General features: G+C 39.8%; 26 protein-coding genes. 15 read left to right on the top strand and 11 right to left on the bottom strand.

What is annotated here, in order from left to right; genetic code table 11:
• Positions 1 to 205 precede the first annotated feature (205 nt).
• The 3 genes from ACGEDC_RS14170 to ACGEDC_RS14160 form a co-directional block, all read right to left on the bottom strand.
• Positions 206 to 2,506, bottom strand: coding sequence for an OmcA/MtrC family decaheme c-type cytochrome (locus ACGEDC_RS14170; protein WP_394493998.1), 2,301 nt, complete (start codon positions 2,504 to 2,506; stop codon positions 206 to 208).
• Between the two features lie 406 nt (positions 2,507 to 2,912).
• A complete protein-coding gene (locus ACGEDC_RS14165) occupies positions 2,913 to 3,821 on the bottom strand; it encodes a LysR family transcriptional regulator (protein ID WP_394493996.1) in 909 nt (302 codons plus the stop codon).
• A 160-nt stretch (positions 3,822 to 3,981) separates the two neighbouring features.
• Positions 3,982 to 4,686 carry a 16S rRNA pseudouridine(516) synthase gene (locus tag ACGEDC_RS14160; RefSeq protein ID WP_394493994.1) on the bottom strand — a complete coding sequence of 235 codons (705 nt, stop codon included), beginning with the start codon at positions 4,684 to 4,686 and terminating at the stop codon, positions 3,982 to 3,984.
• A gap of 125 nt (positions 4,687 to 4,811) precedes the next feature.
• Between ACGEDC_RS14160 and glnD the strand changes: the two genes are divergently transcribed.
• The 8 genes from glnD to ACGEDC_RS14120 all read left to right on the top strand — a co-directional run bounded on the left by glnD (position 4,812) and on the right by ACGEDC_RS14120 (position 11,893).
• Complete coding sequence (gene glnD, locus ACGEDC_RS14155) at positions 4,812 to 7,430, top strand: [protein-PII] uridylyltransferase (RefSeq protein ID WP_394493992.1); 2,619 nt, start codon at positions 4,812 to 4,814, stop codon at positions 7,428 to 7,430.
• Positions 7,431 to 7,461: 31 nt separating this feature from the next.
• On the top strand, positions 7,462 to 8,001 hold the full coding sequence (locus ACGEDC_RS14150) for a YcxB family protein (RefSeq protein WP_082419967.1): 540 nt from the start codon (positions 7,462 to 7,464) through the stop codon (positions 7,999 to 8,001).
• Between the two features lie 179 nt (positions 8,002 to 8,180).
• Entirely contained in the window at positions 8,181 to 8,441 is a 261-nt protein-coding gene (locus ACGEDC_RS14145; RefSeq protein WP_065108984.1) for a hypothetical protein, read from the top strand.
• Between the two features lie 176 nt (positions 8,442 to 8,617).
• Positions 8,618 to 9,046 (top strand): MipA/OmpV family protein, encoded by a 429-nt coding sequence (locus ACGEDC_RS14140; protein ID WP_394493989.1) that lies wholly within the window; start codon positions 8,618 to 8,620, stop codon positions 9,044 to 9,046.
• Positions 8,950 to 9,492 carry a MipA/OmpV family protein gene (locus ACGEDC_RS14135; RefSeq protein ID WP_338057699.1) on the top strand — a complete coding sequence of 181 codons (543 nt, stop codon included), beginning with the start codon at positions 8,950 to 8,952 and terminating at the stop codon, positions 9,490 to 9,492. The genes ACGEDC_RS14140 and ACGEDC_RS14135 overlap by 97 nt, the downstream gene beginning before the upstream one ends.
• 2 nt (positions 9,493 to 9,494) lie before the next feature.
• Positions 9,495 to 9,911 (top strand): DUF3019 domain-containing protein, encoded by a 417-nt coding sequence (locus ACGEDC_RS14130; protein WP_065108982.1) that lies wholly within the window; start codon positions 9,495 to 9,497, stop codon positions 9,909 to 9,911.
• Positions 9,912 to 9,941: 30 nt separating this feature from the next.
• Positions 9,942 to 10,622, top strand: a complete 681-nt coding sequence (locus ACGEDC_RS14125; protein ID WP_080915154.1) for a winged helix-turn-helix domain-containing protein — start codon at positions 9,942 to 9,944, stop codon at positions 10,620 to 10,622.
• 17 nt (positions 10,623 to 10,639) lie between these two features.
• The gene (locus ACGEDC_RS14120) at positions 10,640 to 11,893 is read left to right on the top strand and encodes an ATP-binding protein (protein WP_394493986.1); all 1,254 of its coding nucleotides are present in this window, start codon (positions 10,640 to 10,642) and stop codon (positions 11,891 to 11,893) included.
• Between the two features lie 19 nt (positions 11,894 to 11,912).
• Here ACGEDC_RS14120 and ACGEDC_RS14115 read toward each other — a convergent pair whose 3' ends face one another.
• Positions 11,913 to 12,218, bottom strand: coding sequence for a DUF1289 domain-containing protein (locus tag ACGEDC_RS14115; RefSeq protein ID WP_065108980.1), 306 nt, complete (start codon positions 12,216 to 12,218; stop codon positions 11,913 to 11,915).
• A gap of 250 nt (positions 12,219 to 12,468) precedes the next feature.
• Here ACGEDC_RS14115 and ACGEDC_RS14110 point away from each other — a divergent pair, with 250 nt between their 5' ends.
• Complete coding sequence (locus ACGEDC_RS14110) at positions 12,469 to 13,017, top strand: DUF4136 domain-containing protein (protein ID WP_394493984.1); 549 nt, start codon at positions 12,469 to 12,471, stop codon at positions 13,015 to 13,017.
• Positions 13,018 to 13,200: 183 nt separating this feature from the next.
• Here ACGEDC_RS14110 and ACGEDC_RS14105 read toward each other — a convergent pair whose 3' ends face one another.
• Positions 13,201 to 14,349: an HlyD family secretion protein gene (locus ACGEDC_RS14105; protein ID WP_055024308.1), complete on the bottom strand. Its 1,149-nt coding sequence runs from the start codon at positions 14,347 to 14,349 to the stop codon at positions 13,201 to 13,203.
• Positions 14,350 to 14,351: 2 nt separating this feature from the next.
• A complete protein-coding gene (locus ACGEDC_RS14100; protein ID WP_080915151.1) occupies positions 14,352 to 14,741 on the bottom strand; it encodes a DUF3302 domain-containing protein in 390 nt (129 codons plus the stop codon).
• Between the two features lie 272 nt (positions 14,742 to 15,013).
• On the opposite strand from ACGEDC_RS14100, the gene purT reads away from it, so the two are divergent.
• Positions 15,014 to 16,210, top strand: coding sequence for a formate-dependent phosphoribosylglycinamide formyltransferase (gene purT / locus ACGEDC_RS14095; RefSeq protein ID WP_119968861.1), 1,197 nt, complete (start codon positions 15,014 to 15,016; stop codon positions 16,208 to 16,210).
• A 179-nt stretch (positions 16,211 to 16,389) separates the two neighbouring features.
• Here purT and ACGEDC_RS14090 read toward each other — a convergent pair whose 3' ends face one another.
• The 5 genes from ACGEDC_RS14090 to ACGEDC_RS14070 all read right to left on the bottom strand — a co-directional run bounded on the left by ACGEDC_RS14090 (position 16,390) and on the right by ACGEDC_RS14070 (position 20,636).
• Positions 16,390 to 17,340, bottom strand: coding sequence for a D-2-hydroxyacid dehydrogenase (locus ACGEDC_RS14090; RefSeq protein ID WP_394493982.1), 951 nt, complete (start codon positions 17,338 to 17,340; stop codon positions 16,390 to 16,392).
• A 59-nt stretch (positions 17,341 to 17,399) separates the two neighbouring features.
• A complete protein-coding gene (locus tag ACGEDC_RS14085; RefSeq protein WP_394493980.1) occupies positions 17,400 to 18,014 on the bottom strand; it encodes an outer membrane beta-barrel protein in 615 nt (204 codons plus the stop codon).
• Between the two features lie 66 nt (positions 18,015 to 18,080).
• Positions 18,081 to 18,857, bottom strand: a complete 777-nt coding sequence (gene djlA / locus ACGEDC_RS14080; RefSeq protein ID WP_055024313.1) for a co-chaperone DjlA — start codon at positions 18,855 to 18,857, stop codon at positions 18,081 to 18,083.
• Positions 18,858 to 18,909: 52 nt separating this feature from the next.
• Positions 18,910 to 19,590, bottom strand: coding sequence for an N-acetylmuramate alpha-1-phosphate uridylyltransferase MurU (gene murU, locus ACGEDC_RS14075; RefSeq protein ID WP_055024314.1), 681 nt, complete (start codon positions 19,588 to 19,590; stop codon positions 18,910 to 18,912).
• 47 nt (positions 19,591 to 19,637) lie between these two features.
• Entirely contained in the window at positions 19,638 to 20,636 is a 999-nt protein-coding gene (locus ACGEDC_RS14070; RefSeq protein WP_394493977.1) for an aminoglycoside phosphotransferase family protein, read from the bottom strand.
• A gap of 135 nt (positions 20,637 to 20,771) precedes the next feature.
• Between ACGEDC_RS14070 and lptD the strand changes: the two genes are divergently transcribed.
• The 5 genes from lptD (at position 20,772) to apaG (ending at position 26,748) form a co-directional block, all read left to right on the top strand.
• Positions 20,772 to 23,069, top strand: coding sequence for an LPS assembly protein LptD (gene lptD / locus ACGEDC_RS14065; protein ID WP_394493974.1), 2,298 nt, complete (start codon positions 20,772 to 20,774; stop codon positions 23,067 to 23,069).
• Positions 23,070 to 23,201: 132 nt separating this feature from the next.
• Complete coding sequence (gene surA / locus ACGEDC_RS14060) at positions 23,202 to 24,506, top strand: peptidylprolyl isomerase SurA (RefSeq protein ID WP_394493971.1); 1,305 nt, start codon at positions 23,202 to 23,204, stop codon at positions 24,504 to 24,506.
• 9 nt (positions 24,507 to 24,515) lie between these two features.
• Positions 24,516 to 25,502 carry a 4-hydroxythreonine-4-phosphate dehydrogenase PdxA gene (gene pdxA / locus ACGEDC_RS14055; protein ID WP_065108973.1) on the top strand — a complete coding sequence of 329 codons (987 nt, stop codon included), beginning with the start codon at positions 24,516 to 24,518 and terminating at the stop codon, positions 25,500 to 25,502.
• A 7-nt stretch (positions 25,503 to 25,509) separates the two neighbouring features.
• Positions 25,510 to 26,313 carry a 16S rRNA (adenine(1518)-N(6)/adenine(1519)-N(6))-dimethyltransferase RsmA gene (rsmA, locus tag ACGEDC_RS14050; protein ID WP_055024319.1) on the top strand — a complete coding sequence of 268 codons (804 nt, stop codon included), beginning with the start codon at positions 25,510 to 25,512 and terminating at the stop codon, positions 26,311 to 26,313.
• Between the two features lie 54 nt (positions 26,314 to 26,367).
• On the top strand, positions 26,368 to 26,748 hold the full coding sequence (apaG, locus tag ACGEDC_RS14045) for a Co2+/Mg2+ efflux protein ApaG (protein ID WP_394493968.1): 381 nt from the start codon (positions 26,368 to 26,370) through the stop codon (positions 26,746 to 26,748).
• The last annotated feature ends 2 nt before the right edge of the window (positions 26,749 to 26,750 follow it).

Genomic DNA, 26,750 nt, shown 5'->3' with positions numbered 1-26,750 from the left:
TTAAAGTAGTGTAAAAATTCAAGGTCATACTTCATGACGCTACACGTTAAACTCTTCACTCTGAACTATTTGAATTCGCGATAGCATTATTAACCCTTTTCTAAGCAATAAAACATAAAAAGGAGCCCTAAGGCTCCTTTAATCATTATGCTAATCACAAAAAGTTATCGTAACCTTTTTAGCATGCTAATAAACCGAAAAATCTTTAATGACTTGTTCCACTATGCATCACGTCAACACCATAGGTTTTACCTTCGGCATGACACGTTGAACAAGACTCAATCGGTAAATCAACCACTGAACCAGGTTCATCCTGTACATAAGCGCCATTACTCTTGAAGTGAGCTAATGCAGAGGCACTCACATGACAACTACGACAAGCTTCAGAGATTGGCGAGATGAAACCAGCATCAGTTTCGACTGAGCGTTTACCTGATGTTAATCCACCATCTGCAGCAAATACGGTGCTATCTTCTTTATGGCAAGCTTGACAGTTATTTAACATTGCAGAGTACCCATTAAGATTGCCTTCAGAATCACGGTATACAGCTGGTTCGCCATCCCAGTAGCCAGCATGGAATCTATGAGCAACAGTAACGAGGTCTCGGTTAGCAAAAGATAAACCTTCAACGACATCCCATATTGCATTGCCATCAGCATCTACTTCGTCAGTTTTATACGATGCTGTAGGGTGATAAGTAGGAGAACCACCTAAGTTTTCGCTATGACAATAAGCACATTGTGTGAACTCAGTGACACCGTGAGTGCTTTTAATATGCGTTAAGTTACCATGACAATCATTACACTTAGCTTCACTAATTGAAGTACGATCTGCATCAGTGATACGCATCTCAACAATATCTGCATCAGGCGTTAGGTTAAAGTACTTAGTCTCAGCCAGATTCGCCACGCCCATTTCAACAATATTGCCATCATCATCTTGGGTACACTCGACAATTTCACTTCCTGAGCCGCATAATTGCACTTCAGCCGTTGCGTAAATTGGACCAACTAATAAATCAGTCGCAAATTCAGCTTCGTTAACGACTACGCCATCAGAACTCATCACGCCACCAACGAAGTCCATTTTAAATCCACCATCGGCACCGTAGCCATGTGACACAGCGCCTGTATCCGCATCTAACGTGCCAATTAATAAACCACGACCTGCATTAGTCATATAATCTGTGATTGACGCATAGGTTGTAGCATCAAGTAAGGAGCCGTTCATGCTCACTTCTGACGTAACGACTAACGTAGACATCCCAGCAGTTACTGAAGCTTCTACTTCTACTGATTGAATATCAATAATAAACTTATCAGCTAACTCATCTCTGCCGCCAACACCATGTGCTTGCATAGGGCTTAAACTGCCCGCACCATGACAACCTGAACATGAAGCATCACTTTCAGGCACAATTCCTAAGTGACCTTCACCAGTTTCAAAATCAACATTGGTATGGCAAGACACACAGGCTTCTGCATAAACATTGTCATTCCACTGAGTACCGTTGTCGTGACAGGTTGTACATTCATTCAACTCTGCAGGGAAGGCAATTTCAGAGAACATCTCTTTAGCTGCACCTTCTAGATTATCAATATGATGACCAGCGTGAATGGTGTGGATCATGGCATTAAAGTTAAGGTTATAACCTAAGGCTTCCGCTTCTTCATCCGTCACTGGATAAGAAGGGTTATGACAAGACACACAGTTTTCTACTTTTTGATAATTATGGTGCGCGCTAAGATCAGCGATACGTGAATCAGTATCTTCATAACCATCTAACTGGCCGTGACATTTAATACATGCCGCATTTGAAACGGAGTCTTTCTCTGAAATTGCGATTTCATTAGTCGCAGGAATAAAGTCAATTGGGGTAGAAAGCAGTTTATCTGAAACCGATGTGCCAGAACTATCGACAATATTATAAGTTCGAACCATGACACGATGAAGACTATTAGCATCGCCATTTTCTAAGACAATAGGCGCATTACCATCATGCTCCCAAGTCCCGGTATATGTACCAGGGTTGGCTTCATCTTCAACGAGAGTACAGGCATCTACCTCTGTTCCCCATGAATCTGCTTTGCCCGTAGGCGTACAGTACATGCTGTAACTAAAATCATTTGCTAAACCATTACTTTCCCAAACAAGAGGTGCACCGGTATCAGTCATATTTTCCGTTTGGTTAGCCACATAAATAGCCACTTGCTCTAAACCAGTAAAAGGTAAAGATTCACCTGCTGAATTTTTACCTGTGGCAGTAAATTTAACAGAAAACTCTTCGCTCCCAACTACAACGATATCTTCTGGTGCAAGCGTTAATATAAAGTCTGCTGCAGATTCTACTGTAGAAACAACATTACCCGCAGGTGTACCCGGTTCACCAGGTGCCCCTGGCTCACCCGGAGCCCCATCTTGGCCATCTTCACCATCACTGCATCCCACTAACCCGATAACAGCCATCAACGCTGTTGCGAGTATTGTTCTCTTATAAGTTCTCATTATCGTATCCCTTTATTTTAGGTATTTGACTCTGCCGTGGCAGTGATTCCAATATAAAAGACAGCCTGTAATATGTATTAAACTTGTGTGGTAATTGTGATTGAAATTTAAAGATTCTTAGCTAAAAATTGCACAATTCGATCTTAGCAATTTCGCTATATAAAACTCACATAACTTATTGCTTTTATTTGATAGTTTGAGTTCAATTTATGATATTTACAATTTTATAATCAGCAAAACTGGGAGGAAAACAAAGTAACAAAATGATGGGTAATAGGTACTATCGTCTGAGTAGAAATAAACTTATTTAAACACGATAAACAAATTCAAAAACCAGACTTATTTTGAAGGATAAAAAAGAAGCCTTTCGGCTTCATTTTAGGCGTTTTTTTCGAGATGCTATGCGTTACAAACTGATCAAATACTTCACTGAGTCCAATATAATTTCTCTGCTATTTTCACAGTAACGTCTATAAGGCGATGAACGTTCAATAATGTTGTACTCAGGGGATAAACATTTACCCACCAATTTTTGTCTTTCAAAAGCGGGGAGCTTTTCTACACGTAAATCGTCTAAGCTACCCAACACTTTGGATTCAGCAGTCGACATAAAACTGAAGCTTCTCATCGTCAATAGATGACAAAACCACTCTGAAACTGAAGTCACTCGGCTGATGCTTGGGGGTTCGATACCCGATTGACGACAATAGATTTCAAACGGATCTAATTTGTCATTAAACCCCTTTCCTTCAAGTATCAAAAACGGATAGTTGCTAATTTCTTCTAAATCAATATAACCGCTGTTCCAAATAGGGTGATTTCGCCGAGCAGCAATAGAAGTAGAAGTAGAAATACCAATAACTTGAGACTCTAATTCAGTCACACATGCCCCGCCAAAATTAATTCCGAGGTCGATATCACCTTGATGAATTTTCTCTTCTGAGTATTCGTTCCATAAATGAAGCCTCACTTTACCCAATTTATCCATCACCTCTTCACGGCCTAAAGACAAAGCCAGCGAATTAATAATGATAGGAGTGACAGCAATATTGAGGACTTTAGAAGAATTGGTTTTATTCCCTGCACAAACAATTCTTTCTATATTTGAGGCAGATTCACAAAATTCACAGATGGGTTGATAAAGGTGTTCAGCTAACGCGGTAGGTTTTAAACCTTGCTGGCGACGATAAAACAACTCGTCGTCAAAGGTCAGCCTAAGTGCTGTGAGGCAGCGGCTAATTTTAGGCGCTGAAACGCCAAGCTCTTTTGCAGCAAGATTGGCAAACCCCGTTTCATAGATAATTTTGAAAACCAATAAACTGAATACATCAAGTTCGCTAATTTTTTTAGTGCTTTTATATCCATGTTATTGCCTGTTTAAATTTCATCAAGCCAAAACATTAGCACTAATATTTACAAAGTATATTGATCCAGTGCAGACTTATTAAGCTTGAATCTGCTCATATCTATCTAAATTATTTCATTAAAATCTCTTCCTCAGTTAAATGACGAAATTTTCCACACTCGAGTTGAGTATCTAATTTGATACTGCCTATCGACTCACGATGTAATGCCAAAACCGGATTTCTAAAGCGCCCAAACATTCGCTTTATTTGATGATACTTACCTTCTTGTAAAGTCACCCTAGCTTGAAAAGTCGATAGAATTTCTAATTTTGCTGGCTTGGTGACTATATCTTCATATCCAAAATGCATCCCCTGTAAAAAACCAGCAATATAGCTTTCATCTAGTGGGTTTGCTAACGTCACCAAGTATTGCTTATTAACCTTAGTATCAGGTGCCATCAGCATTTCAGACCAACGGCTGTCGTTGGTAATTAATAGTAATCCAGTCGAATGTAAATCTAGCCGACCTGCAATATGCATCAAATCCAGATCGATATTGTCAAGTAATGACAAAGCAGTGGGATGGATACGGTCTTTAGTTGCGCTGACGACACCATCAGGCTTATTTAACATATAGTATTGCCGAGCATGATGTTGTAACCATTCACCATCAAAGCGTATATGAGTAAATTCATCAATTTGTAAATCGACAGACTTACAAATTTCACCATCCACTTCAATGCGATTATCAAGCAATAACTGCCTGACAGCTTTCTTAGAAATTTGCAGCTTTTGAGCAAAAAATTGATCTAACCGACTTCGCTTACTTCGCATTTTATAATTTATTCTCAATTAACTAATTAAAAGAATTAACTTATTCCGATTCATTTAGTTACTTCGTTTGAGTTAACAAACCAAATCGAATACCCTGTTTAAAGGCAAAACAATAAAGGAGTAACATGTCTTTGCAACCAGCTTATCCGATTTTACAGCCAGAAATGAGCATTGTAGACCTAAAACAATCCATTACTGAGTTTGATACCTGGTTAGAACAACAAATAAATAGTTGTTCTATCGCAGAAATACTGCAGCATCGAGCGCAGTTTTTCGACATTTTACTAAATCACCTTTGGCAAGCTACCTCGTTTGAAACCAGCACCATTTCCTTAAATGCAGTGGGTGGTTATGGGCGTAAAACACTTCACCCTTTTTCTGATATTGATATTTGCATTATCCATGACAGTGACTTATCAACACATGACGCAAACTCCTTAAGCCATTTTTTAACTCAATTATGGGATTTAGGGTTAGATTTGGGCCATGCAGTAAGACGACTTGATGATACTTTTAAAGCCTGCGCTGAAGATGTCACTATTGCGACAACACTGCTAGAAATTAGACATATTTGTGGCCACGAGAATCACCAACACCAAGTTCTGAGTAAGCTTTATGGCGAAACGATTTGGTCAAGTGAAGCATTTTTTGATGCTAAATATAATGAACAAAAAGTGCGTCACAATAAGGCGCAAGGCACCGCATTTAATATTGAGCCAAATTTAAAGAACAGTCCCGGTGGCATGAGGGATATCCAAACCATTACCTGGATTGCTCGTAAGCATTTCTCTATTGATGGTTTAAAAGATCTACGCCGACTTAAATTTTTAACTGACGATGAATACGCTGAGTTTATGGAGTGTCAAAACTTCATCTGGCGTGTCCGTTTTGCTTTGCATCAGGCCTCTAACCGCTCTGAAAATCGATTATTACTCCAGCACCAAGCTGAAGTTGCACGTCTGCAAGGTTTTGGCGATAGCGGTAATATCGCCATTGAAAAAATGATGCGTCAATTATTTAGAGCCATGAAACGTATTCGTGAGCTAAATCTAATGTTAATGGCTTATTTCGAACGTGAAATTGTGCCACAAAAAACACCTGTGATAATTGAGATAAATGAAAACTTCCAAATTTATAATGGGCAAATTCACGCTCAAAACCAAGACGTTTTTATTGATCGTACCCAAATCATGTCGATGTTTACCTTTATTGCCATTTACCATGAGCAAGTAACGGGTATCACCCCAGAAACATTACGACTATTGCGCCAAGTCCGACGAAGATTAATGGGTGATTTGCAAGATTATCAGGTTTGCCGAGAGTTATTTGTTAGCTTATTTAAGCACCCTCATGGAATGGGTCTGGCAATAACCTTAATGCATCAGCACGGTATTTTAGCCTCCTACTTACCTCAATGGCGTGAAGTCGTAGGTCAAATGCAGTTTGATTTATTCCATGCATATACAGTAGATGAGCATACTCATAAACTACTGAAAAAAATATATGGCTTAACTCAAGATGAAGTGCCAGCAGATCAAAAACTGGCTGCTGATATTTTTGAACGTTTTCAAGCAAAAGAATCCATATTATTTGCAGCGTTATTCCATGACTTAGCAAAAGGTCGTGGCGGCGATCATAGTGAGCTTGGCGCAGTAGATGCCAAACTATTCGCAAAGTTTCACGGGTTAAAAAACTCACAACAGCAATTAATCAGCTGGTTAGTTGAGCAACATTTATTAATGTCTATTACGTCTCAACGAATGGATATACACGACCCAGAAGTGGTTAAAACCTTTGCAAAATCAGTTGGTAGTATCACAAAACTTGATGCACTATATTGCCTCACAGTTGCAGATATTCAAGCAACCAATGACGATTTATGGAATGACTGGAAAGCAAGCTTACTTACCGACCTCTATTTTGCAACGCGAAAAGCGCTCAGAAATGGTTTAGAAAATGTGTTGCAATTAAGAACCCTCGTCAGAGAGCACAAACAAGATGCTTTAGGTATTATTAGTCCTAGTGAAGCTCAACTTAATGAAATAAATACCTTGTGGAAACGGTTGCCGTTATCATTCTTTAGTAATGCAATTCCAAGTGAAATCGCTAAATACAGCCTAGGTATTCTAAGCCACGAACAAGAAAATCATCCTGATGATCACTCACTCATCATACTTGATGACAGTAGCGTTAAAGGCTGTAGTGATGTTTTTGTTTACACTAAAGACAGACCTGGATTATTTATTTCATTATTTAACACACTGTCGACACTAAAAATTTCCGTAAACCAAGCTCAAATATCTAAAACCAAAGACGGATATGTTGTTGAAGCATTTAAAGTGCTCGATTTTGATGGCAAACCTATTTTTAGTGCCCAACGCCGTAAACAAGTCATTAAAAAATTACGTCAGGTACTCGATGACAATATGTCACCGCCTAAAACTCGACCTTCTCGCCATACCAAAAACTTTGATAATAAACCCACGATTGAGTTTATACATTCTAAGAAGGCCGACCGCACACTAGTGCATGTACTGGCATTAGAAACCCATGAATTTATGGGGCAAATTGCCAGTGCCTTTAGAGCACTCGATCTCAACATTCATTCAGCTGCAATTAGTACTGTGGGCGAACGTGCGGATAATGTATTTGCCTTATCTAATCAACATGGCGCTCAATTAACTGAATTGGAGCAAGCTGAACTGCAGGAAAAATTAGTCAAATCGATCACTTCAACATTATAATTGCCCTATCTTTGTTGTATTAGAGCCTTATATGTCTGAAAGTCATAATCAAACTGAAGCCAGTACTATTAATAATGTTGCTGAAACCGATGACACTAATACCGTCGGTTTCAGTTACATTAAAGAATATATCCTTGATAAATCTCATTTTGAAGAAACCTACGACCAATCTGTCGAAGTTAATTTAAGTCCCAAACGGTATCTCAAAGCGATCGCTTTTACTGTTGCAGGATTTTTAATGACATTCACCGATGTGACACCTTATCTTGCCTACTTTTTTATTGGTTTAGGTGGCGTTGAAGCATTACAGGTTCGCTTTAATCGCGCATGGTGGCTAATGAGACAAATGATCAGTAAGTCGGCCAACAATCCCGTTACTATTACGATTAATGAGCAGGGAATACATTCTAAATCTAACTATATTGATCACCTTCTTCCTTGGACAGATATCTGTCGTGCTAAAGAGACCGATGAAGGCTTCTTATTAACCACTCAATCATTAAAGCATTACATTTCTAAGCGTTGCTTAAATGATGCTGCCATAGCGTTTATTAATCTAAAACTGAACTAAAACCATTTTAAGCTGACTAAATAACGTACAAGGCTACCTATGAGCGTAACGAGCTTAAGTCATTAGTAAATTTAAGTGGATAAATGCTTCACATTATTTGTCCACATTTTAATGAGTTAACCATGAAAAAAGATGTCACAGTGGCCTTAAACCAATAATAAGTTCTCAAAGGACAACACATGAAAAAGCCAGCTTTTTATACATTCATTTCATTATCACTCATAGTGAGTTCAGCCAGTTTAGCCAATAATACGCAAGCGCCAATTGATATTGTTAATTCACTTACTGTCGCCTGTGAAACAACAGCAACAGAAGAACAAGTGGATAAAAACGAAAGGCAACAGTTTGTATCTGATTGCATCAATGCTCAACTGATTGAAATGGGCTATCAACGCCAACGTCAGCTAGCAAAAACAGATGAGACAAAAGAAAACATTTAACCTGCAAAAACATTGATATAGCCAAAAACGAACCAACGCACAACCTAAACAACACCAAGCAAACATAAGTATCAGTTTGTATCAAATCAATTAAACAAATTTTTCATTGATTAAATAGGTGTTAAAGTAGCACCTATTCATCGGTTTAATTGATAAATATAGGTTGTTTGTTTTTGATGTATCGATTATTTTTTGCCTTATTTGTATCACAATTTATTCTTTTTCCTGCCATTGCGGATGAACCTTGTCAACTTGACGGTGATTGCGTTGTTGTAGGTGAATGGGATATTAGTGTTGCAGTTGGCTATGGCAATAAAACTAATCCTATTGCCAATTACGACGACATTCCATTATATGCAATACCATCAATAGCTTACTATGGTGAAAGCTGGTTTTTTGACAACTTTAATTTTGGCTATACCCTAACAGAACAAGAAACCTTTACCATCAACTTAGCAACAAGCTATAGCGATGAACGCGCTTTTTTTATCGCTGGGATCCTTCTAATATCTTTCTTCCTCAATCTGCTAATACTGACCCGGTTTCTTCTCTACCTAATATTGGAGGGTTTGGAGTACAGAGTGTTGAGCAACCCGTTGTTTTAAATGAACTTGAAAGTCGAAACTTCACCGTATATGGTGGTGCTGAATTATTTTGGTATGGCCAGTTTGGCGTGCTGAAAATCGCAGCCGCTCATGACTTACTGAATGTCCATAACGGGCAAGAAGTAAATATTAGCTGGAACTATTCTTTAGCTGTGAGTGATTGGCGTTTTGATCTCACTCTAGAAACTGAATGGAAAAGCGCTGAAGTCATTGATTATTACTATGGTATTCGCCCCAGTGAAAATGCATACTGGAGTGAACAATACCAACCAAGTTCAGGCTGGAATAAAGCAATAGAATTAACAACGCGATACCGTATATCAGAGCGTTGGGACTTATTATTAGCTTTGCGCCATGCTCTACTTGCAGATGAAATTATAGACAGCCCAATAATAAATGAAGATTACTCCAACTCCTATTTTGCAGGAGCTGCATATAGGTTCTAACCTTGTTCCTCAAAGAACATAAGGTCTATCACCTTTTCGGTATATTAATACTGATTTTTAGTGCTTTCTTTGCCAAAGCTGATACGCTTATCGGGCAAGCACAGCTTTCGGCTACGCCTCGTTTATGTCTTATTGATGCAAATGATAGTATTTGTGAAATTGACATTGAGCTAAATTGGCAGGTCGAAAACGAACAATTGGTTTGTATCCAGTCAAATTACCAACCTATTGCTCGCTGGTGTAGTGATTCAACTGATGAACACTCGTTGCAAATATCAGTAAGTACAAATGAAGATATTCATTTTATCTTAATAAATAAAAACAATAATAATGAACTGGCGGAAGTAATCCTAAAAGTCACAAAAACGTCTGAGCCCAAAATTCGACGACGTTACCGAAACCCTTGGAGTTTATTTTAATGGCAACCCCCATCAACTCATAGAGTTTTATTGGTTGAAGATGATATTCGTCTTGCCAATTTGATTGTGGACTATTTAAAGTCACACGATATGCACGTTGAAGTTGAGCGACGTGGCGATACCGTTCTAACACGATTAATTAGTTACAAGCCTGATATTATTTTACTGGATATCATGCTACCTGGACTTGATGGATTAAGCCTTTGTGAAAAATTACCTGACTATTTTGCAGGTCCAATTTTATTAATGAGCGCATTAGGCTCACCTGAAGATCAAATTAAAGGATTAGAATTGGGTGCAGACGACTACGTAGTGAAGCCTGTTGATCCTAGTTTATTAGTAGCTAGAATCAATAACTTACTTCGCCGTCAAGCACAGCCTTCAAAACCTGAGTCACACTGTTTAAGTTTTGGTAAATTAAGTATTGATCCTCATACTCAAGCTATTCGCTTGGGGAATACGGAAGTAGACCTAACTAGCCATGAGTTTGAGTTATTATGGTTATTAGCATCACAAGCGGGCCAAGTGTTGAGTCGTCAATATATTTACCAATACCTGCTTAATATTGACTTTGATGGTAAAGATAGAAAAATCGATGTCCGTATTTCGCGTTTGCGTAAAAAGCTAGGCGACAGTATTGAGACACCATTCAGAATTAAAACTGTTTGGGGACAAGGTTATTTATTCGCGCCGGAAGCGTGGAATAACTAATCGAGTTATAGAAGACTTTGAAAAGACTCTTCATCAGCCTATACCTATTATTAAGCTTAAGCTTTTTAGGTATAGGCTGGACTTTAGATAGCCTCTGGCAACAACAAGTCGACGAACACGACAACATAGACTCGCCTTTAATCGCTTTTGCCCTTCTATTGGCGCAACAACCTAAAGCTGATCGACAACAGCAGCTAGAAGCGATCATCGAAAAATACCCATACCCCTTACAACTATTTGAAAAACATGAAATAGCACTCAGTGCTGAAGTGGTGTTCTCTGACAATCAGATCATTACCACCACAGCAGATAAAGATCATGAACTGCAATTCATTGCTGTAGGCGATCAAGTCCTGATGGCTGGCCCTGTGGATGTTGACCCTAGGGGGCAGCTTAGAAACTTGTTCACCATTTTCTTTTATTTATTACTCGCATTTGTTGCGCTAATTTGGGTTTGGCCTTTATCAAAAGACCTTAAAACATTAAAAAAAGCGACCCAAAACTTTGGTGAGGCCAAGTGGAACACTCGCATTGAACTTAATGCAGGTTCACAGGTTGCACCACTGGCCAATACATTCAATGATATGGCAAAACATATCAGTGACTTAATTGAGAACCAGAAACACCTATCCAATGCAGTCTCACACGAGATAAGAACCCCTTTAGCGAGATTAAAGTTTGCTTTAGCGCTTCTACCTCAATACTGCCTTCCTAAAAGTGATGCAGAGCGCAGACAAGCTTTTCTAGATGAAATGCAGTTAGACATAAAAGAAATGGAAACCTTACTGCAAGAGCTATTAACCTATGCAAGCCTTGAGGTTCAACTAGAGCCGACATTAGAAAAATGCGAGCTAGTGAGTCTTACAGAGGATCTCGTCAGCCGCCTGCAGCCATTGAATGAGAAACCTATTCACTTTCATCACTCTATGAATAACATGGGTATTATGGCGGAAACATCGCTTGTCGAGCGGGCCATTCAGAACCTAGTGACAAACGCACAACGATACGCCAACACCGATATTCATATCTATCTAAGTTATGATGAAAGGCAAGTCTATTTAGCGGTAGTCAATGATGGTGAAGCTATCCCAGAAGAAGATCAGCCTAAACTTTTTGAGCCATTTTATCGCAGTAAATCTCAACATAAAGGCAATAAAGGACACGGATTAGGCTTAGCGATTATTAAACGAATAATGCAGCGCCATAAAGGACAAGTGAAGTTAGAAAGTGACCACGAGGCCACGACTTTTACGTTAATATGGCCAAGGTAAATCAAACACCTCAACGAGTTTAATCTAACGAAAAATCCCCAAAATCAAGGTCATCATCTGGCTTTTCATCAAAATCAAATTGAGGGTTAACTTCGGCTTGCTGCTGTTTTACCGCTATTTGATGGGCTTTATATTTTGCATATTGCCTACGACGTTTACGCTGTATACATAAGCGAATAATATTGTGCTTTTGCGCATCACTAAAATGAAGCCAGTTAAAACGTTCATCTCGGTTTCTTAAGCAGCCCACACAATATCCGCGCGCATCTGTTTGACACACACCTATACACGGACTGGGTACCGACAGAAAACTGAGTTGCTCCATAACCTCTTTCGTATTGCACAATAATCATTCTAACTTAGCATTAAATAAGCAGATTGCCATATAACTAAACAATTATTCATCAATTAATCAGTAGCATGCCATCGCTAACATTGGTTAAAGCACTGAATTTGCATTAAGCTAACAGTAAGTTTATGAACAAACTGCCGTTAAATTAATAACTACATTGTGCTTAAAACATTTCATTAAAGCATGAGTTGCAGTCTGAAACGTTCGAATTAATGGAGAGTTTATGTTTTATCGATATATGATGTTATTTACCATGCTACTGTGTCTTGGGGCTTGCCAAAGCACCAATGTTCAGTCTGATTATGATACCAAGTATGATTTCTCTGATCTAAAAACGTTCCATTTCATTGATACGCCAGATCAAGGCGATCCACTAAGCGCTGAACGCATTCGTGCAAATATTCTTTCTACTCTCACTGCTAAGGGGTTTGTTGAACAACAAGAAAATAGCGATTTTACTGTTAGTTATGGCTTTTTAACCAAAGATAAACCTAAAAGCTCTGGGTTATCGATTGGTTTAGGCACTGGCACCAGTGGGAGCCACGGTGGTGTCGGTGTGGGCACCAGTATGGGGATCCCAATCGGTAGTGACAGTGCGAAAATCCAAGTTATTCAAGTAGACATCATCGATGCAAAAGAGAACCGCCTTATCTGGCGTGGAACAGATGAGTTTGATTTTGAATCTGGCGGCGACGAGAAAGTCGTAGAAACCAGTAAAACCATCACCAATATACTGGCCTTATTCCCCCTAGCCCTAAGGTTAACTAAGTAACCAAAGTGTTAAAACAACTTCAAGGTACTTAATCAAAAACAAAAAGTCCGCATAGTGCGGACTTTTATTTTACTGCTATAAGGTTAGCTCGTGACTATCTATTATGGCGCTGGTTCAATTATCGTCACTATTTACTATTGCCATGATTGACTACTACTATCGTCAGTATCAGAAAAATAGCGGTTAATGACCTTCAGCAAACAAGTAGTTCAACCAACCTTGCATACGCAGTAATACTTTACGAATAATCGATACATGAGTGAAATGCTCTGTATAAATGGCAGATTGCCCAGCGACACCCGCAGGTAATGTTCTAAGCAATTCATTTTCATCGTCAAGCTCAATCAATACCAGAGCACGACCACGCTGGAACAATTGATTAGAAGACCTAAGTGCCCCGCCAAACTGTAACTCACCTTCAGCCATGGCTGGTAACACCTTAGCTACTCGGCCTTTATGAACAACCCCAGGCATTGCATCTAAAATAATTTCAGCTTCATCACCTTCTTTAAGACGTAATAATGAGTTTTGCCAAAACGCACCAGCAAAGTATCTATCTTCATCAGGTATAAACGTCATCGCAGGTCTAAGGGGAATAGGCACTGCCATTACACCAGGACGAAGAGCCATTTGCGTAACAACACCGTCAACGGGTGCACGTACCTCTGTACTGTCTAAATTAAATTGCGCCTCTTCTAGTTGCGCTTGAATAACCGCAACATCGGTATTCACCCCATCAATATTGGATTGATAAGCCAATCGATAGCGAATTTCTTCTGCTTCAGCGGCTTTAAACTGTGCTTCAGCAGATAAATATGACTGACGTTTGTTATCGAGTTCAATTTCTGAGAATGGCGAGTTTTTACCACCTTTTCGCTTACCTTCATCATAACGTTCAAAAGCTGATTTCGCTCTATCGCGATTAGCTTCTGCTTGAGTTACACGAGCAATAGCACTATCCCAAGATGCTTTTAATTGCGGTACTGCTTGCTTAGCATCTTCTAGTGCTGCTTGCTTTTGTTTAACCGCAGCAATAAATGGTGTCGGGTCTATTTTAAATAAAACATCGCCTTTCTTCACTGGAATATTAGGCTTCACATTCACTTCAACCACTAATCCACGCACAGCAGGGTTGATTGGAATAGATACAAAGTACTCACGTGCAAAACGAGTATAAGGGTGGTTGTAGTTCATTAAGATTAGCAGTGTACCAATTAACACAATACCGCCTAATACTGCTGTCGGTACTGTCCATTTGGTTAATGGAATCTTAAATATCTTGAATATTGCTACACAAAACGCGGTGTAAGTTAAAATCAGTAGTAGATCCATGATTACACCTCTTGCTTAGGTTGTTGTTCTGTCGTGTTTTCTGAAACCTTGTCAGTTTTTGGCGTCTCAATAGAGGCTAAGCGCTGATTTAAATCTTCAACCTTTTCCATTAACTCGCGTACCTCACCTTCAAGAATTAACTCTCGCTTTTTACCATTACTAAATCCCCAGCCTCTATCTTCACGATACAAGGTTGCCCAAATCCATAAAAATGGCCAAATTGCATGCATGGTAAAAAGACTCACCCAACCCGCTATATGCAATGCATCCTGCTGAGGGTGATTACGTTTCTTGGCAATTTCATAGGGAATATCATGAATTGCAATCACACCGTAAAAAATCACCAGCGCTACAAAAAACAGCAGCCCTAATGCAAAATAATCCAAAAACATATGACTCTCCTATCGACTCATAGCCAGAAAACCAACCAGTATTGTTTTAAGTTAACCTCACCAATTCGCAACCAATTAGCGCAACACAAACGCAACCTCAAGATAACACATGAATATCAATAAAATAACCATAAAACACTGTTTATTCGTTAAAAAAATAACTCTTTTCACGTGATCTTTTACACATTTATAGGCTTTGCTAATCAATCAAGTTTGAATACAAGTTAACATTCTGCAGCAAACTCCCTACAGGTTTCCTAGAAGGTAAAACAATGAACGCGAAGACCCCATTAGATTTTGGTACTGCCGGTACTGAAGGTGCGATTAAAGCTATGCTGCTAGGATGTGGTGAACTAGGCAAAGAGGTAGCAATTGAGCTACAACGATACGGAATAGAAGTGATTGGTGTAGACCGTTACCCTAACGCACCAGCCATGCAAGTGGCACACCGAAGTCATGTGGTAAATATGTTGGATGAAGCGGCGTTAAAAGCTGTCATTGAGCTAGAAAAGCCTCATCTAGTCATTCCAGAAATTGAAGCTATTGCTACTCAAGCTTTAGTGGAACTTGAAGCCACTGGTATTAATATCATCCCTACAGCCAAAGCAACGCAGCTGACGATGGATCGAGAAGGGATCAGACGTTTAGCAGCTGAAACCTTAGGTATCCCGACTTCACCTTATTATTTTTGCGATACCTTAGCTGAATTTACTAAAGCAATTGAAGATATTGGCTTGCCTTGCGTGGTAAAACCCGTCATGAGTTCATCAGGCAAAGGCCAAAGTGTGATCAAATCAGCACAGCAAATTGAACAAGCTTGGCAATATGCTCAAGAAGGCGGCCGTGCAGGCGGTGGGCGCGTCATTGTCGAGGGCTTTGTGGATTTTGACTATGAAATTACCTTACTCACCATCAGTGCAGTCAACGGTATTCATTATTGTGCCCCAATTGGTCATCGACAAGAAGACGGCGATTACCGTGAATCATGGCAACCGCAAGCCATGTCAGCCATTGCATTAGCAAAATCGCAAGAAATCGGCCAAGCGGTAGTCAAGGCATTAGGCGGTTTCGGCTTATTTGGCGTTGAATTATTCATTAAAGGCGATGATGTGTATTTTTCAGAAGTATCTCCTCGTCCACACGATACCGGACTGGTGACGTTAATTAGCCAAGATGAATCAGAATTTGCGCTACATGTACGTGCGATTTTGGGCTTACCTATTACGCAAATTAAGCAACATGGTTCGAGTGCTTCTGCAGTCATTTTAGCTGAAGGTAGCTCAGATAATATTCGCTACCAAGGCGTTGCCAACGCATTAGTTGAGCCTGATACTCAAGTTAAGTTATTTGGTAAGCCAGATATCGACGGCCGCAGAAGATTAGGCGTTGCATTAGCTAGAGATACCGATATTGATTTAGCAATAGCTAAAGCTAAACGAGCAGCTGCAAAAGTAAACGTGATTACCTAGGGCTTGACGACTTATGGCCTCTCTCTTGCCGACATTGAGCTTACTGGCATTAACTAAGTGACATTAGCTAAATGACGGTAGCTTTAAAATTAAAAAAGCCTAACATCTGTTGTTAGGCTTTTTTATGATTGTTGGTTATCACTACATTTTGCAGACCGTGTTAATTTATCCAGCAAAGTCTAGTTAACTTGATGGCAAGGCTTGCCCTGTAAAAATTGTTCTATGTTATTAACTGCTATTGTTAACAGGTTTTGTCTAGCTTCTATCGTCGCCCAAGCAATATGCGGAGTAATGACAATATTGTTAGCTGATAATAAGGGGTTATCTTTTGCTGGGGGTTCAGTCGAAAGCACATCCACAGCGGCAAATAACTTACGCTGATTTAGCGCTAATGCCAGTGCATCCTCATCAATCAAACCGCCTCTAGCTGTGTTGACTAATAACGCACCAGGTTTTAACAAACCTAAACTCTGACTGTTAATGAGTTTATCTGTCGTCTCATTTAGCGGGCAATGCAATGAAACAATATCAGCTTGAGTCAGTAATAACTCTAAGGGTTGCCAACTTACATTAAGAGGTAAATTGGTTTTCTTTGAGCCACTAGTAATAATGACGTTCATATTGAATGCTAAGGCCAATGTAGCAACCTGTTGACCAATATCCCCATAACCCACAATGCCAATGGTTTTGCCTTTTAGTGACATTAATGGTGATAAGGTAAAACAAAAATCTCTCGCATTCGACCATTGACCTTGCTTAACCGCCTCATCATGCAAAGACACTTGCTGGCTATGCTGCAAAATAAGAGCAAACACCATTTGCGCAACTGCATCAGGACCATATGCTGGCACATTCGTCACAACGATATTACGGGAACTGGCCGCAGTCATATCAACGACATTGGTTCCTGTTGCCGTCACACCGATATATTTAAGCTTTGGGCAATGCTCAATAACCTTGTTCGTTATAACGGCTTTATTGGTTAGTATTATATCGGCATCACGACTTCGAGAAATGATTTGATCATGTACAGTGTGCTCAAAAACCTCTATATCCCCGAACTGTGAAAGCGCATCCCAACTTAGGTCGCCTGGGTTAAGCGTATAACCATCAAGCACTACAATTTTCATACTCGCTCACCCACCTATAATTTTACAGTGCTTGAATTTAACCGTGCTAAAAAGCGTTTTTAGAATCTAACCTCTAAACCCACATTCGCTTGCCCTTGCCACATAACATCTCCCGAAATATGCCAAAGACATTCATTAGGACCACAAAGGAAGGTGTTATCGGAATTTATAAAGGTGGCATAACCTCTCACATCAGCAAATAAAGCAACTTGTGGAGTTATTTCAAATGCTGCACCGCCACCAAATCCCATTGAAAATCGCGTTTCAGATGAGTAGTTACCGCTTGGTCTAAGATGAGTTGCACCGACAGTGGCAGTGACGTAAGGTTTAAATTTGCCATTAGGGAAATATAGACTGCCACCTAAATGGAAATAATCGACATCCAGTTCATTAAAAATTTCATCACTAAATGCGCCACTTCTAACATCTGTCGCTTGTGTACTATAAAGGAAGTAGATATTGCCAGGATCTTTTGTGGTTGTACCTATCATGACACCATAGTGCTCTGATTCTGATATTTTCAGTTTGCCAGTTTCATCGGTACTCACTTCTGAAATATCAAATTCAGATGTACCAAAACTGTAGCCGCCAAAAGGTGATACATATATCTCGGCACTTGCAGGCAAAGCCACAGCGGATAAAGATAGCGCACAAATAAAAGAACGTAATTTCATGTGTAACTCCATGTACAACAACCAATGTCATAAGCAAAACACGGTAAATACCGCATTAATCGAATACTAACGCATCCCTCTTGACGCTTTAACCGTTTCATACGCAGATTGAATATCTTGGGCTTTAGATTTAGCAAGCTCCATCATTTCTTCAGGTAAGCCTTTTGCAAGTAACTTATCAGGGTGATGTTCATTCATTAATTTACGATAAGCACGTTTAATCTCTTGGTCACTGGAGGACTCTTGCTTACCCAGTAAAGAATACGCATCATCCAACTGCATATTGTTGCCTTTGCCAGACTGGTGATGATGAAACTCAGCTTGCCAACGACTAAGTAGTGCGTCTAAGTGAGCTTGCCCCAAACCTAACTCTTTGGCAACTGTGGATAAAATTTGTTTTTCTTTACTGTGTAATTCACCATCTGAAAGCGCTGTTTGAATTTGTATTTCTAAAAACATTTGTAGAATTTCACGACGGCCTTGCGCCATAGCTCGAAATTCTTGCAAGGTTTTAACCAAATCAAATTGTGCATCTCGACCAGCTCTGAAGGCCGCTTGTGCATCACGCCTCGCATCACCGGTGAGCTTCATTTGGTCCATCAGCATAGTAGCAATGCGAATATCCACATCGGTTACGTGTCCAGATGCTTTAGCAACATGACCCATCACCATAAATGTAGTGTTAAAAAATTGAGCTTGCCTCTCATGTCCTTTGCGCACTAAATCGGCCAACCCTGCCCGTTTATCAAAAGCATGCCCCAGCCATAAACCGATTAAAGCGCCAAAAAATTTGCCCGCCATAAATCCAATGACAAACCCAAAAAACTTACCCCAAATGCGCATTGAATTTCCTGCTAATTAATCATGGTAAACATGAGCTCACCATGTAATGAATTTATTGATTCTCAATATAATGTGTTAACTGTGTTAATCGCTCGATTGTACCGACATCACACCAATAGGATTGAAAGTGGCTCGCCGCCAATGTTTCACTCGCTAGTTTTTGCCTTAACAATGGTCCTAAACCACTTTTACCCGCTGTTAGTTCTGTGAACATCTTAGGGTGATAAATTCCCATACCTGAATAGGTTAATTTGTCCTGTTCACTTTCAGCTAGCATATTGTCTATTATAGCAAAATCCCCGCTAGGATTATGCGTAGGATTATCCACTAACCACAAAAAAGCATCTAATGCTGAATTTGACGCCATCACATCTATTGCCTGCGTTATATCAGGTAACTTATCGATATAAATATCACCATTAATAACAAAAAAAGGCTCATGACCGATAAGAGGCAAAGCCTGCTTAATACCACCTGCCGTTTCCAGAGCTGTTTGCTCGGCGCTGTATTTAATCGTTATGCCCCATCGACTTCCGTCGCCTAAACTGTCGACAAGCTTATGCCCAAGCCAAGCATGATTAATAATAACGTCTTGAAATCCTGCTTGAGCTAATTTGTCTAAATGGTACTCAATTAATGCTTTTCCAGCCGCCTTTACCATTGGTTTAGGTAATGTGTCAGTTAAAGGTCGTAATCTCTCACCACGGCCAGCAGCTAAAATCATTGCTTTCATTCTATCTCCAACAAAATAGATAACTTATTAATTCGCTACTGATTTCTTTATTTTGATATCAGAGGGATCACTCGCTCTTTAACCCATAAGCCAAACTCTTCTAGCTGAGGATAAAGCGCCGAGACCTCGACGATATAAGTGAGTGTTAACGGAATATCTTTTAAATAACCCGGTTTTGCATCTCGGTGATGTAACCTTGCAAAAATACCTGCGGCTTTGATATGGCGTTGTAATCCCATTAAATCAAACCAAGACTCATACTGCTCAAATGACACAGACTCATCAATGAACTGATGCTGCTGACAAAGACGAAAATGAGATTGCTTTAACTCATCAACGATGTCTTTTGGCCATTTGATATAGCAATCTCGTAAAAGAGACACGGCATCATAAGTCACAGGGCCTATCACTGCATCTTGAAAATCAATCACACCGAGTTGCTTATCCACCAGTAAAATATTGCGGCTATGATAATCTCGATGCATGCCGACATGTGGCTGAGCGATAGCATTTTCTATCAGCACACTAAATGCGTTTGAGATAATTTGCTTATCATGGTCTGATAAAGTTAATTTCAGATGTGTTCCTAACAGCCATTCACTAAAAATAGTTAATTCACGTTCAACAAATTGACGATCATATAAAGGCAGCTCACCTGAGGCGGTAGCTTTGACTTGTGCAATTTGTGGTAGTAATTCGAGTGCTTGACTATAAAGCGGCTTAACTGTTTGCAGATTTAACTGATTAATTAGCTGCTCATCACCTAAATCAGACTGCAAAACAAATCCTGACACATTATCTTGAGCAATAATTTCAGGTACAACTAATCCGACTTTTTGATACGAAATTGCCATATCAATAAAAGGTTGTATTGGCACAAGCTCGATCGGTGAATCTGAGACTATATAAGACTTTGCTAAATGTTTAACTCTAAAATAACGGCGAAAACTTGCGTCTCCACAGATTAGCTCTATCTCGACTTCTGTCTTAAAATATTGACTTAACCACTTCCTAAGTAAAATAAATCTTGTATCAGATAAAGTCATCTCAATGGCTCTTATGGGAAAATTGCTTTATTATAGCCAACATAACACTTGGAAACAGCTAAAGATAACTTGTTTAGCTGCGGCTTTTTTTCGATTCATTTTGTCTAGACTAAGAATTCATAATCATTAATTAAAATGCAGATCCGCTATTTTCTGGCACTAAGCCTGTTACCAAACCTAGTCTCGGCGCAAGAACCTTCTGAAACAGAAACGGTTCAACTTCAATGTGTGATTCAACCGCCTGTTTCTAGTTCTGTTGATGACCGTCAACAACTGACTAATTTATCTCCTGAAGATATTGTCATCATTTCTGATCGCTCTGAAGCTGCTATGGGTGACAAAGCCCACTTCTCCGGTAATGTGAGCTTTAGTCAAGGTTCAAGACACATCAGTGCAGACGAAGCGATTCTTGATCAACGAAACGAAAAATTAGATGCCAACGGCAATCTCATTTTTTCGGACGAACTGTTTACCGTTACCGCTGATTCATTAAATGCCCAAATGGTTACCAATAGCGCAACCTTGAAAGGCGCTAAATATTGGTTACACGGCCAACAAATTCACGGTGATGCAGAGCAACTCAACATTACCGAGCAAAATAACTTAGAGTTAACCAATACCAATTTCACTACCTGCCCTGTTGGCGATGAATCTTGGCTATTAGAAGCCAAAGAAATTCGCATTGATAGCACTGAAGAGTGGGGAGAAATTTGGGAAGCAAAAATGCGTATTGGCGGTGTGCCAGTGATGTATATTCCTTACATGACCGTTCCCGTTTCTGACAAGCGTAAATCTGGTTTTTTATTTCCAGATTTTAGTACCAGTACAACTAACGGTGTTGAAGTCAGTACCCCTTATTACTGGAATATCTCACCTGAGTTTGACCTCACTTTCACCCCAACCTATATGTCAACTCGCGGCTTTTATTCAAAAACCGAGTTCCGTTATTTAGCGGGTGAGAATCAAGATGGTCAATTAAACTTCGAATACTTAGCTAACGACGATAAATTAGATAACAGCCCAGACCGTTACCTTTACCATTGGCGTCATCAAGGTGCCATCAATGACAACTGGCGTGTTCAAGCCAACTTCACTGATGTATCAGATAATAACTATTTCAATGATTTGAATTCTGACGTCAACCGCTCAACTGACAACCAATTATCTCGAGTGGGTGAAATAAGCTATTTTGAGCGAGATTGGGATTTCGGCATGAAAGTGCAAGACATTAAAGTTTTGGGCGAAGATGAAGTGCCTTATCAAGTTATGCCGCAACTTAATTTTAATTACCAAACCAATGACTTTTGGAACAGTTTGGACTTTAAATTTAATTCAGAATTGACCAATTTCCAGCACAAAGAAAACGAATATTCAACTGCAACCCGCTTCCATATGGAGCCAAGCATTAGCTTACCTATTCAAGGACCAGCAGGCTCTTTAACCAGTGAAGTTAAACTAATGCAGACACAATATTGGCAAGATATTGCTGATGATAGTGACCTAGATGACTCCGTTAGCCGTACTATTCCTCAAGTCCGAGTACATGGCCAAGTTAACTTTGAGCGTCAAACTCAAATGTTTGAAATGGATTATAAACAAACACTGGAACCTCAGTTCCAATACTTATATGTAGGATATGAAAACCAAGATGGCATTGGTATCTATGATTCTGCACAACTCCAGGAAGATTACTTCGGATTATTCCGTGATAGACGTTATTCAGGGTTAGATAGAATTGCTGATGCTAACCAAATGACTTTAGGATTAACAACACGCTTATTTGATGATGCTAACATCGAGAAGTTAAAGTTTAGCCTAGGCCAAATTATCTTCTTCCAAGACAGTAAGATTAATTACACTGATGAAAATATTGAGGCAGCGCCTTCAACCTCAGTATTAGCAGCCGAGCTTGATGCGAACCTTTATAACGATTGGTTTGTTAGTGGCGCAGTTCAATTTGATACTGAAAACGGTGATACCAAGAAGAGCGAAATGACACTCGATTTTCGCCCAAGTAATGATAAATTACTTCAGTTCAGTTATCGTTACGTGCCAGATTTATTAAATACCAATACCAACGATAGAGTGAATATTTCTCAGCTCGGTATGCGTACGACCTGGCCTATCAATGATGACTTTTACTTTGTTGGTAATTTTTACTACGACTTGAACGAATCTCGTAGTATTGAAACTTATACTGGGGTGCAATACGAATCTTGTTGCTGGGCAATGCGCCTAAGTTATCATTACCGTATTAAAACCAACTACGATGATGATTTAAACCCGAGTGTTGATGCTCGTGAAGAATTTGAAAGTGGTGTTTATCTAAACTTTATTATTAAAGGCTTAGGCGGTTCAGGTCCATTAGGGGTTGAAGATATGCTTAACGAAGGGTTATTTAACTACCGTAAACCGCTTTACTTAAGGAATTAGCCATCATTTATCCATCAATTGTGATAGATTGCTGAACCTAGTGGAAAACAAATAGTCCTAATAAAAGTTAACAACACTATTTTGGCGAAACGCCAACAATAATTAGAAATTTAAGTGCCAAGGATTCTGTGGATGAAACACTGTAAGAAAATGATTTTTGCTTTATTTACTCTGGCGGTTAGCCAAGTATCAGTTGCGGCGCCTGTTCAGTTGGACAGAGTTGCTGTGCAGATTAATGAAGGCATTATACTCGAAAGCGAAATCAGTCACATGGTTACCTCGGTTAAAGCCAATGCGCAAAAAGCCGGTCAAGGTCTTCCTTCTGACAACGCACTGCGTACACAGGTTATCGAGCGACTTATTCTAACGCATTTACAGCTACAAATGGCTGAGCGAATCGGTCTATCTATTGGTGATTTACAGTTAGACCAAACCATTGAAAACATCGCAAAAGAACAAGGTTTATCTGTTAACCAAATGAAACAACAGATTGAAAGCGAAGGTATGAGCTTTGCTCAATACCGCGAGCAACTACGTGAAGAAATCACCCTAGGTGAAATTCAACGTATTCAGGTTCAACGCCGTATTCAAGTATCACCGCAAGAAATCAATAACCTGGTAAAAATGATCCAAGAACAAGGTCTTAAAGACGTTGAGTTCCAAATGGGTCATATTCTCATTGAAGTACCAAGCAATCCAACAAGTGAGCAACTTGAAGCCTCAAGTAAACGTGCCAACATCGTGTTAAAACGTCTAAATGATGGTGAAGACTTCCGCCGCACAGCAATTGCATCATCGTCTGGTCCTAAAGCACTTGAAGGCGGTATCTGGGACTACATGAGCATTAATGAAATGCCGACATTATTTGCAGAAGTCGTCACTGATGCAAAAACCGGTGATGTTATTGGGCCAATTAAAAGTGCATCAGGCTTTCATATTATTAAAATCATGGATGCTCGAGGCTTACAAACTCAAGAAATTAATGAAGTTCGCTCTCGCCATATCCTGCTAAAGCCTTCGCCAATTTTGTCAGAAGAACGTGCTAAGGCGATGTTAGAAAACTTCCTAACTCAAATTCGTTCTGGTGAAGCAGACTTTGCTGACCTTGCTCGTCAATACTCTGAAGATCCGGGTTCAGGAGCAAAAGGCGGCGAATTAGGTTGGGCTGAACCAACTGTCTACGTACCTGAGTTTGCACAGACATTAAATAGCTTAGAAATTAACGAAATTAGTGAACCATTCCGTACAACTCATGGCTGGCATATTGCTCAGTTAGAAGAAAAACGTACAACGGATGCAACGGATCAGTTTAATAGTAATCGTGCTCACCAATTGATTTATCGTCGTAAGTTCAATGAAGAACTGCAGAACTGGTTAGACGAAATGCGTTCTGAAGCTTACATTGAAGTTTTTGAACCAGAGATTATTCGAGGTTAAGCTAACTTAATGACACAACGAATTGCGATAACACCGGGTGAACCGGCAAGTATCGGCCCCGATCTCGTTATAAAACTTGCTCAGCAGGCTTGGCCTGCTGAGTTAGTTGTTTGTGCAGATCCTGATTTATTAATCAGCCGAGCTAAGATGTTAGGCTTGCCGCTTAACCTTCGTCCTTATCAGCCAACCCTTGAGCCAAAACCTCAAGAAGCGGGCACATTAACCATTGCACCTTTCACACTGGCTGCTGAGGTTAAATGTGGTCAGTTGGACGAAGCAAATAGTGCTTATGTCGTTGACACCTTGCGTTACGCTGGTGAAAAAAACATGAGTAATGAGTTTGCCGCTGTTGTAACAGGCCCAGTACATAAAGGCATTATTAACCAAGCGGGTATTCCGTTTAGTGGTCACACAGAGTTCTTTGCATTACAAGCAAATTGCCAAGATGTGGTCATGATGCTTGCAGCACCAGGCTTACAAGTTGCGTTGATGACTACGCATATTCCTTTAGCTTATGTTGCTAAAGCGATTACGCGCGATCGTTTACATCATATTATTCAAATTTTGCACCGCGAATTAGTGCAGAAATTTGGTATTGCTTCACCTAAAATATATGTATGTGGACTAAATCCACATGCAGGTGAAGATGGACACTTAGGTAGAGAAGAAATTGATATAATGATCCCAGCTTTAGATGAGCTGAGAGAGCAAAATATTGATATTGTAGGACCGTTACCAGCGGATACTTTATTCCAACCTAAATACTTACAAGAAGCAGATGTGGTTCTTGCTATGTATCACGACCAAGGACTTCCTGTACTTAAATCATTAGGTTTTGGAAAATCGGTTAACATTACCTTAGGTCTTCCGTATATCAGAACCTCTGTCGATCATGGCACTGCATTAGAACTTGCAGGTACAGGTGAAGCAGATTGCGGTAGTTTTACCTGCGCATTAAATAAAGCCATTGAATTGGCCTCAAAAGTAAGTAAATAATTTTCCAATGAGCAATAAAGTACATTTAGGCCACACGGCCAGAAAACGTTTCGGACAGAACTTCTTAACTGATGAAAGCGTCATCAGTAGAATTGTGGGCGCAATTTCTCCTGATAATGATCATGTCATGGTCGAAATTGGCCCTGGTCTAGGTGCATTAACTGAGCCTGTGGCTGAAGCCGTTGATAACTTAACCGTGGTTGAGTTAGATAAAGACCTCGTTGAGCGTTTAGAAAACCACCCTGTATTAAAAGATAAGTTAACCATCAATCAAGGTGATGCGCTTAATTTTGACTTTAGCCAACTGCAGCAAGGTGATAAAAAGCTCAAGGTGTTTGGTAACTTGCCATACAACATATCAACGCCACTGATGTTTCATCTTTTCGAATTCGCTGAAATTATCGAAACAATGCACTTTATGCTGCAAAAAGAAGTTGTACTTCGTTTATCAGCCAGTCCAGGCACCAAAGCCTATGGACGATTAACTGTTATGGCTCAGTACTTCTGTAAAGTCGTTCCAGTATTAGAAGTACCACCTGAAAGCTTTAAACCCGCTCCAAAAGTAGATTCTGCGGTAGTACGTTTATTGCCTTTTGATGAAAAACCATTCCCATGCAAAGATGTCGATGTATTAAGACATGTTTGTACCACAGCGTTTAACATGCGCCGTAAAACATTAAGAAACAACTTAAAGCAAATGGTCACTGACGAAGAGTTTACACAACTCAATATAGACTCGTCGTTACGACCAGAACAAATCAGCGTCGAGCAATACGTTGCGCTCGCTAATTTAGTTTGCGATAAAAGTTAGTCACCTCAAGGGCATTTATATCGTTAAATGCCCTTCTGCTTTTTAGGATGTTGAATGACCTCTGTAGCCTCAAACGTCAAAATTAAAGTTGAAACAAAATACCTCGAAGATCAATCTTCAGCAGAAGATGAAAAGTACTTATTCAGCTATACCATCACTATTATCAACCTCGGTGAAATTGCCGTTACACTAAAAGATCGCCACTGGATCATTACTAATGCCAACGGTGAGACAAGCGAAGTGAAAGGACCTGGCGTGGTAGGTGAAACCCCAACCATAGATCCTGATACTGCTTATCAATATTCAAGCGGTACTGTAATGGAAACGCCTGTCGGTTTTATGGAAGGAAGCTATGGCATGGTGACAGACCAAGGCGAAAGCTTTAGTGCGCAGATCCCAACATTCAGACTCGCTGTCCCAGGAATATTTCAGTAATC

The organism is Shewanella sp. ENK2 (assembly GCF_043568515.1).
GTDB classification, from domain to species: domain Bacteria; phylum Pseudomonadota; class Gammaproteobacteria; order Enterobacterales; family Shewanellaceae; genus Shewanella; species Shewanella japonica.
This window is presented reverse-complemented; position numbering and strand designations above follow the sequence as displayed.

Excerpts from the sequence above, each read along its gene's own strand:
- ACGEDC_RS14170 (WP_394493998.1), bottom strand. The coding sequence starts at position 2,506 with ATGAGAACTTATAAGAGAACAATACTCGCAACAGCGTTGATGGCTGTT.
- ACGEDC_RS14160 (WP_394493994.1), bottom strand. The coding sequence starts at position 4,686 with ATGCGAAGTAAGCGAAGTCGGTTAGATCAATTTTTTGCTCAAAAGCTG.
- glnD (WP_394493992.1), top strand. The coding sequence starts at position 4,812 with ATGTCTTTGCAACCAGCTTATCCGATTTTACAGCCAGAAATGAGCATT.
- ACGEDC_RS14150 (WP_082419967.1), top strand. The coding sequence starts at position 7,462 with ATGTCTGAAAGTCATAATCAAACTGAAGCCAGTACTATTAATAATGTT.
- ACGEDC_RS14145 (WP_065108984.1), top strand. The coding sequence starts at position 8,181 with ATGAAAAAGCCAGCTTTTTATACATTCATTTCATTATCACTCATAGTG.
- ACGEDC_RS14140 (WP_394493989.1), top strand. The coding sequence starts at position 8,618 with ATGTATCGATTATTTTTTGCCTTATTTGTATCACAATTTATTCTTTTT.
- ACGEDC_RS14115 (WP_065108980.1), bottom strand. The coding sequence starts at position 12,218 with ATGGAGCAACTCAGTTTTCTGTCGGTACCCAGTCCGTGTATAGGTGTG.
- ACGEDC_RS14110 (WP_394493984.1), top strand. The coding sequence starts at position 12,469 with ATGTTTTATCGATATATGATGTTATTTACCATGCTACTGTGTCTTGGG.
- ACGEDC_RS14105 (WP_055024308.1), bottom strand. The coding sequence starts at position 14,349 with ATGGATCTACTACTGATTTTAACTTACACCGCGTTTTGTGTAGCAATA.
- ACGEDC_RS14100 (WP_080915151.1), bottom strand. The coding sequence starts at position 14,741 with ATGTTTTTGGATTATTTTGCATTAGGGCTGCTGTTTTTTGTAGCGCTG.
- purT (WP_119968861.1), top strand. The coding sequence starts at position 15,014 with ATGAACGCGAAGACCCCATTAGATTTTGGTACTGCCGGTACTGAAGGT.
- ACGEDC_RS14090 (WP_394493982.1), bottom strand. The coding sequence starts at position 17,340 with ATGAAAATTGTAGTGCTTGATGGTTATACGCTTAACCCAGGCGACCTA.
- ACGEDC_RS14085 (WP_394493980.1), bottom strand. The coding sequence starts at position 18,014 with ATGAAATTACGTTCTTTTATTTGTGCGCTATCTTTATCCGCTGTGGCT.
- djlA (WP_055024313.1), bottom strand. The coding sequence starts at position 18,857 with ATGCGCATTTGGGGTAAGTTTTTTGGGTTTGTCATTGGATTTATGGCG.
- murU (WP_055024314.1), bottom strand. The coding sequence starts at position 19,590 with ATGAAAGCAATGATTTTAGCTGCTGGCCGTGGTGAGAGATTACGACCT.
- ACGEDC_RS14070 (WP_394493977.1), bottom strand. The coding sequence starts at position 20,636 with ATGACTTTATCTGATACAAGATTTATTTTACTTAGGAAGTGGTTAAGT.
- lptD (WP_394493974.1), top strand. The coding sequence starts at position 20,772 with ATGCAGATCCGCTATTTTCTGGCACTAAGCCTGTTACCAAACCTAGTC.
- surA (WP_394493971.1), top strand. The coding sequence starts at position 23,202 with ATGAAACACTGTAAGAAAATGATTTTTGCTTTATTTACTCTGGCGGTT.
- pdxA (WP_065108973.1), top strand. The coding sequence starts at position 24,516 with ATGACACAACGAATTGCGATAACACCGGGTGAACCGGCAAGTATCGGC.
- rsmA (WP_055024319.1), top strand. The coding sequence starts at position 25,510 with ATGAGCAATAAAGTACATTTAGGCCACACGGCCAGAAAACGTTTCGGA.
- apaG (WP_394493968.1), top strand. The coding sequence starts at position 26,368 with ATGACCTCTGTAGCCTCAAACGTCAAAATTAAAGTTGAAACAAAATAC.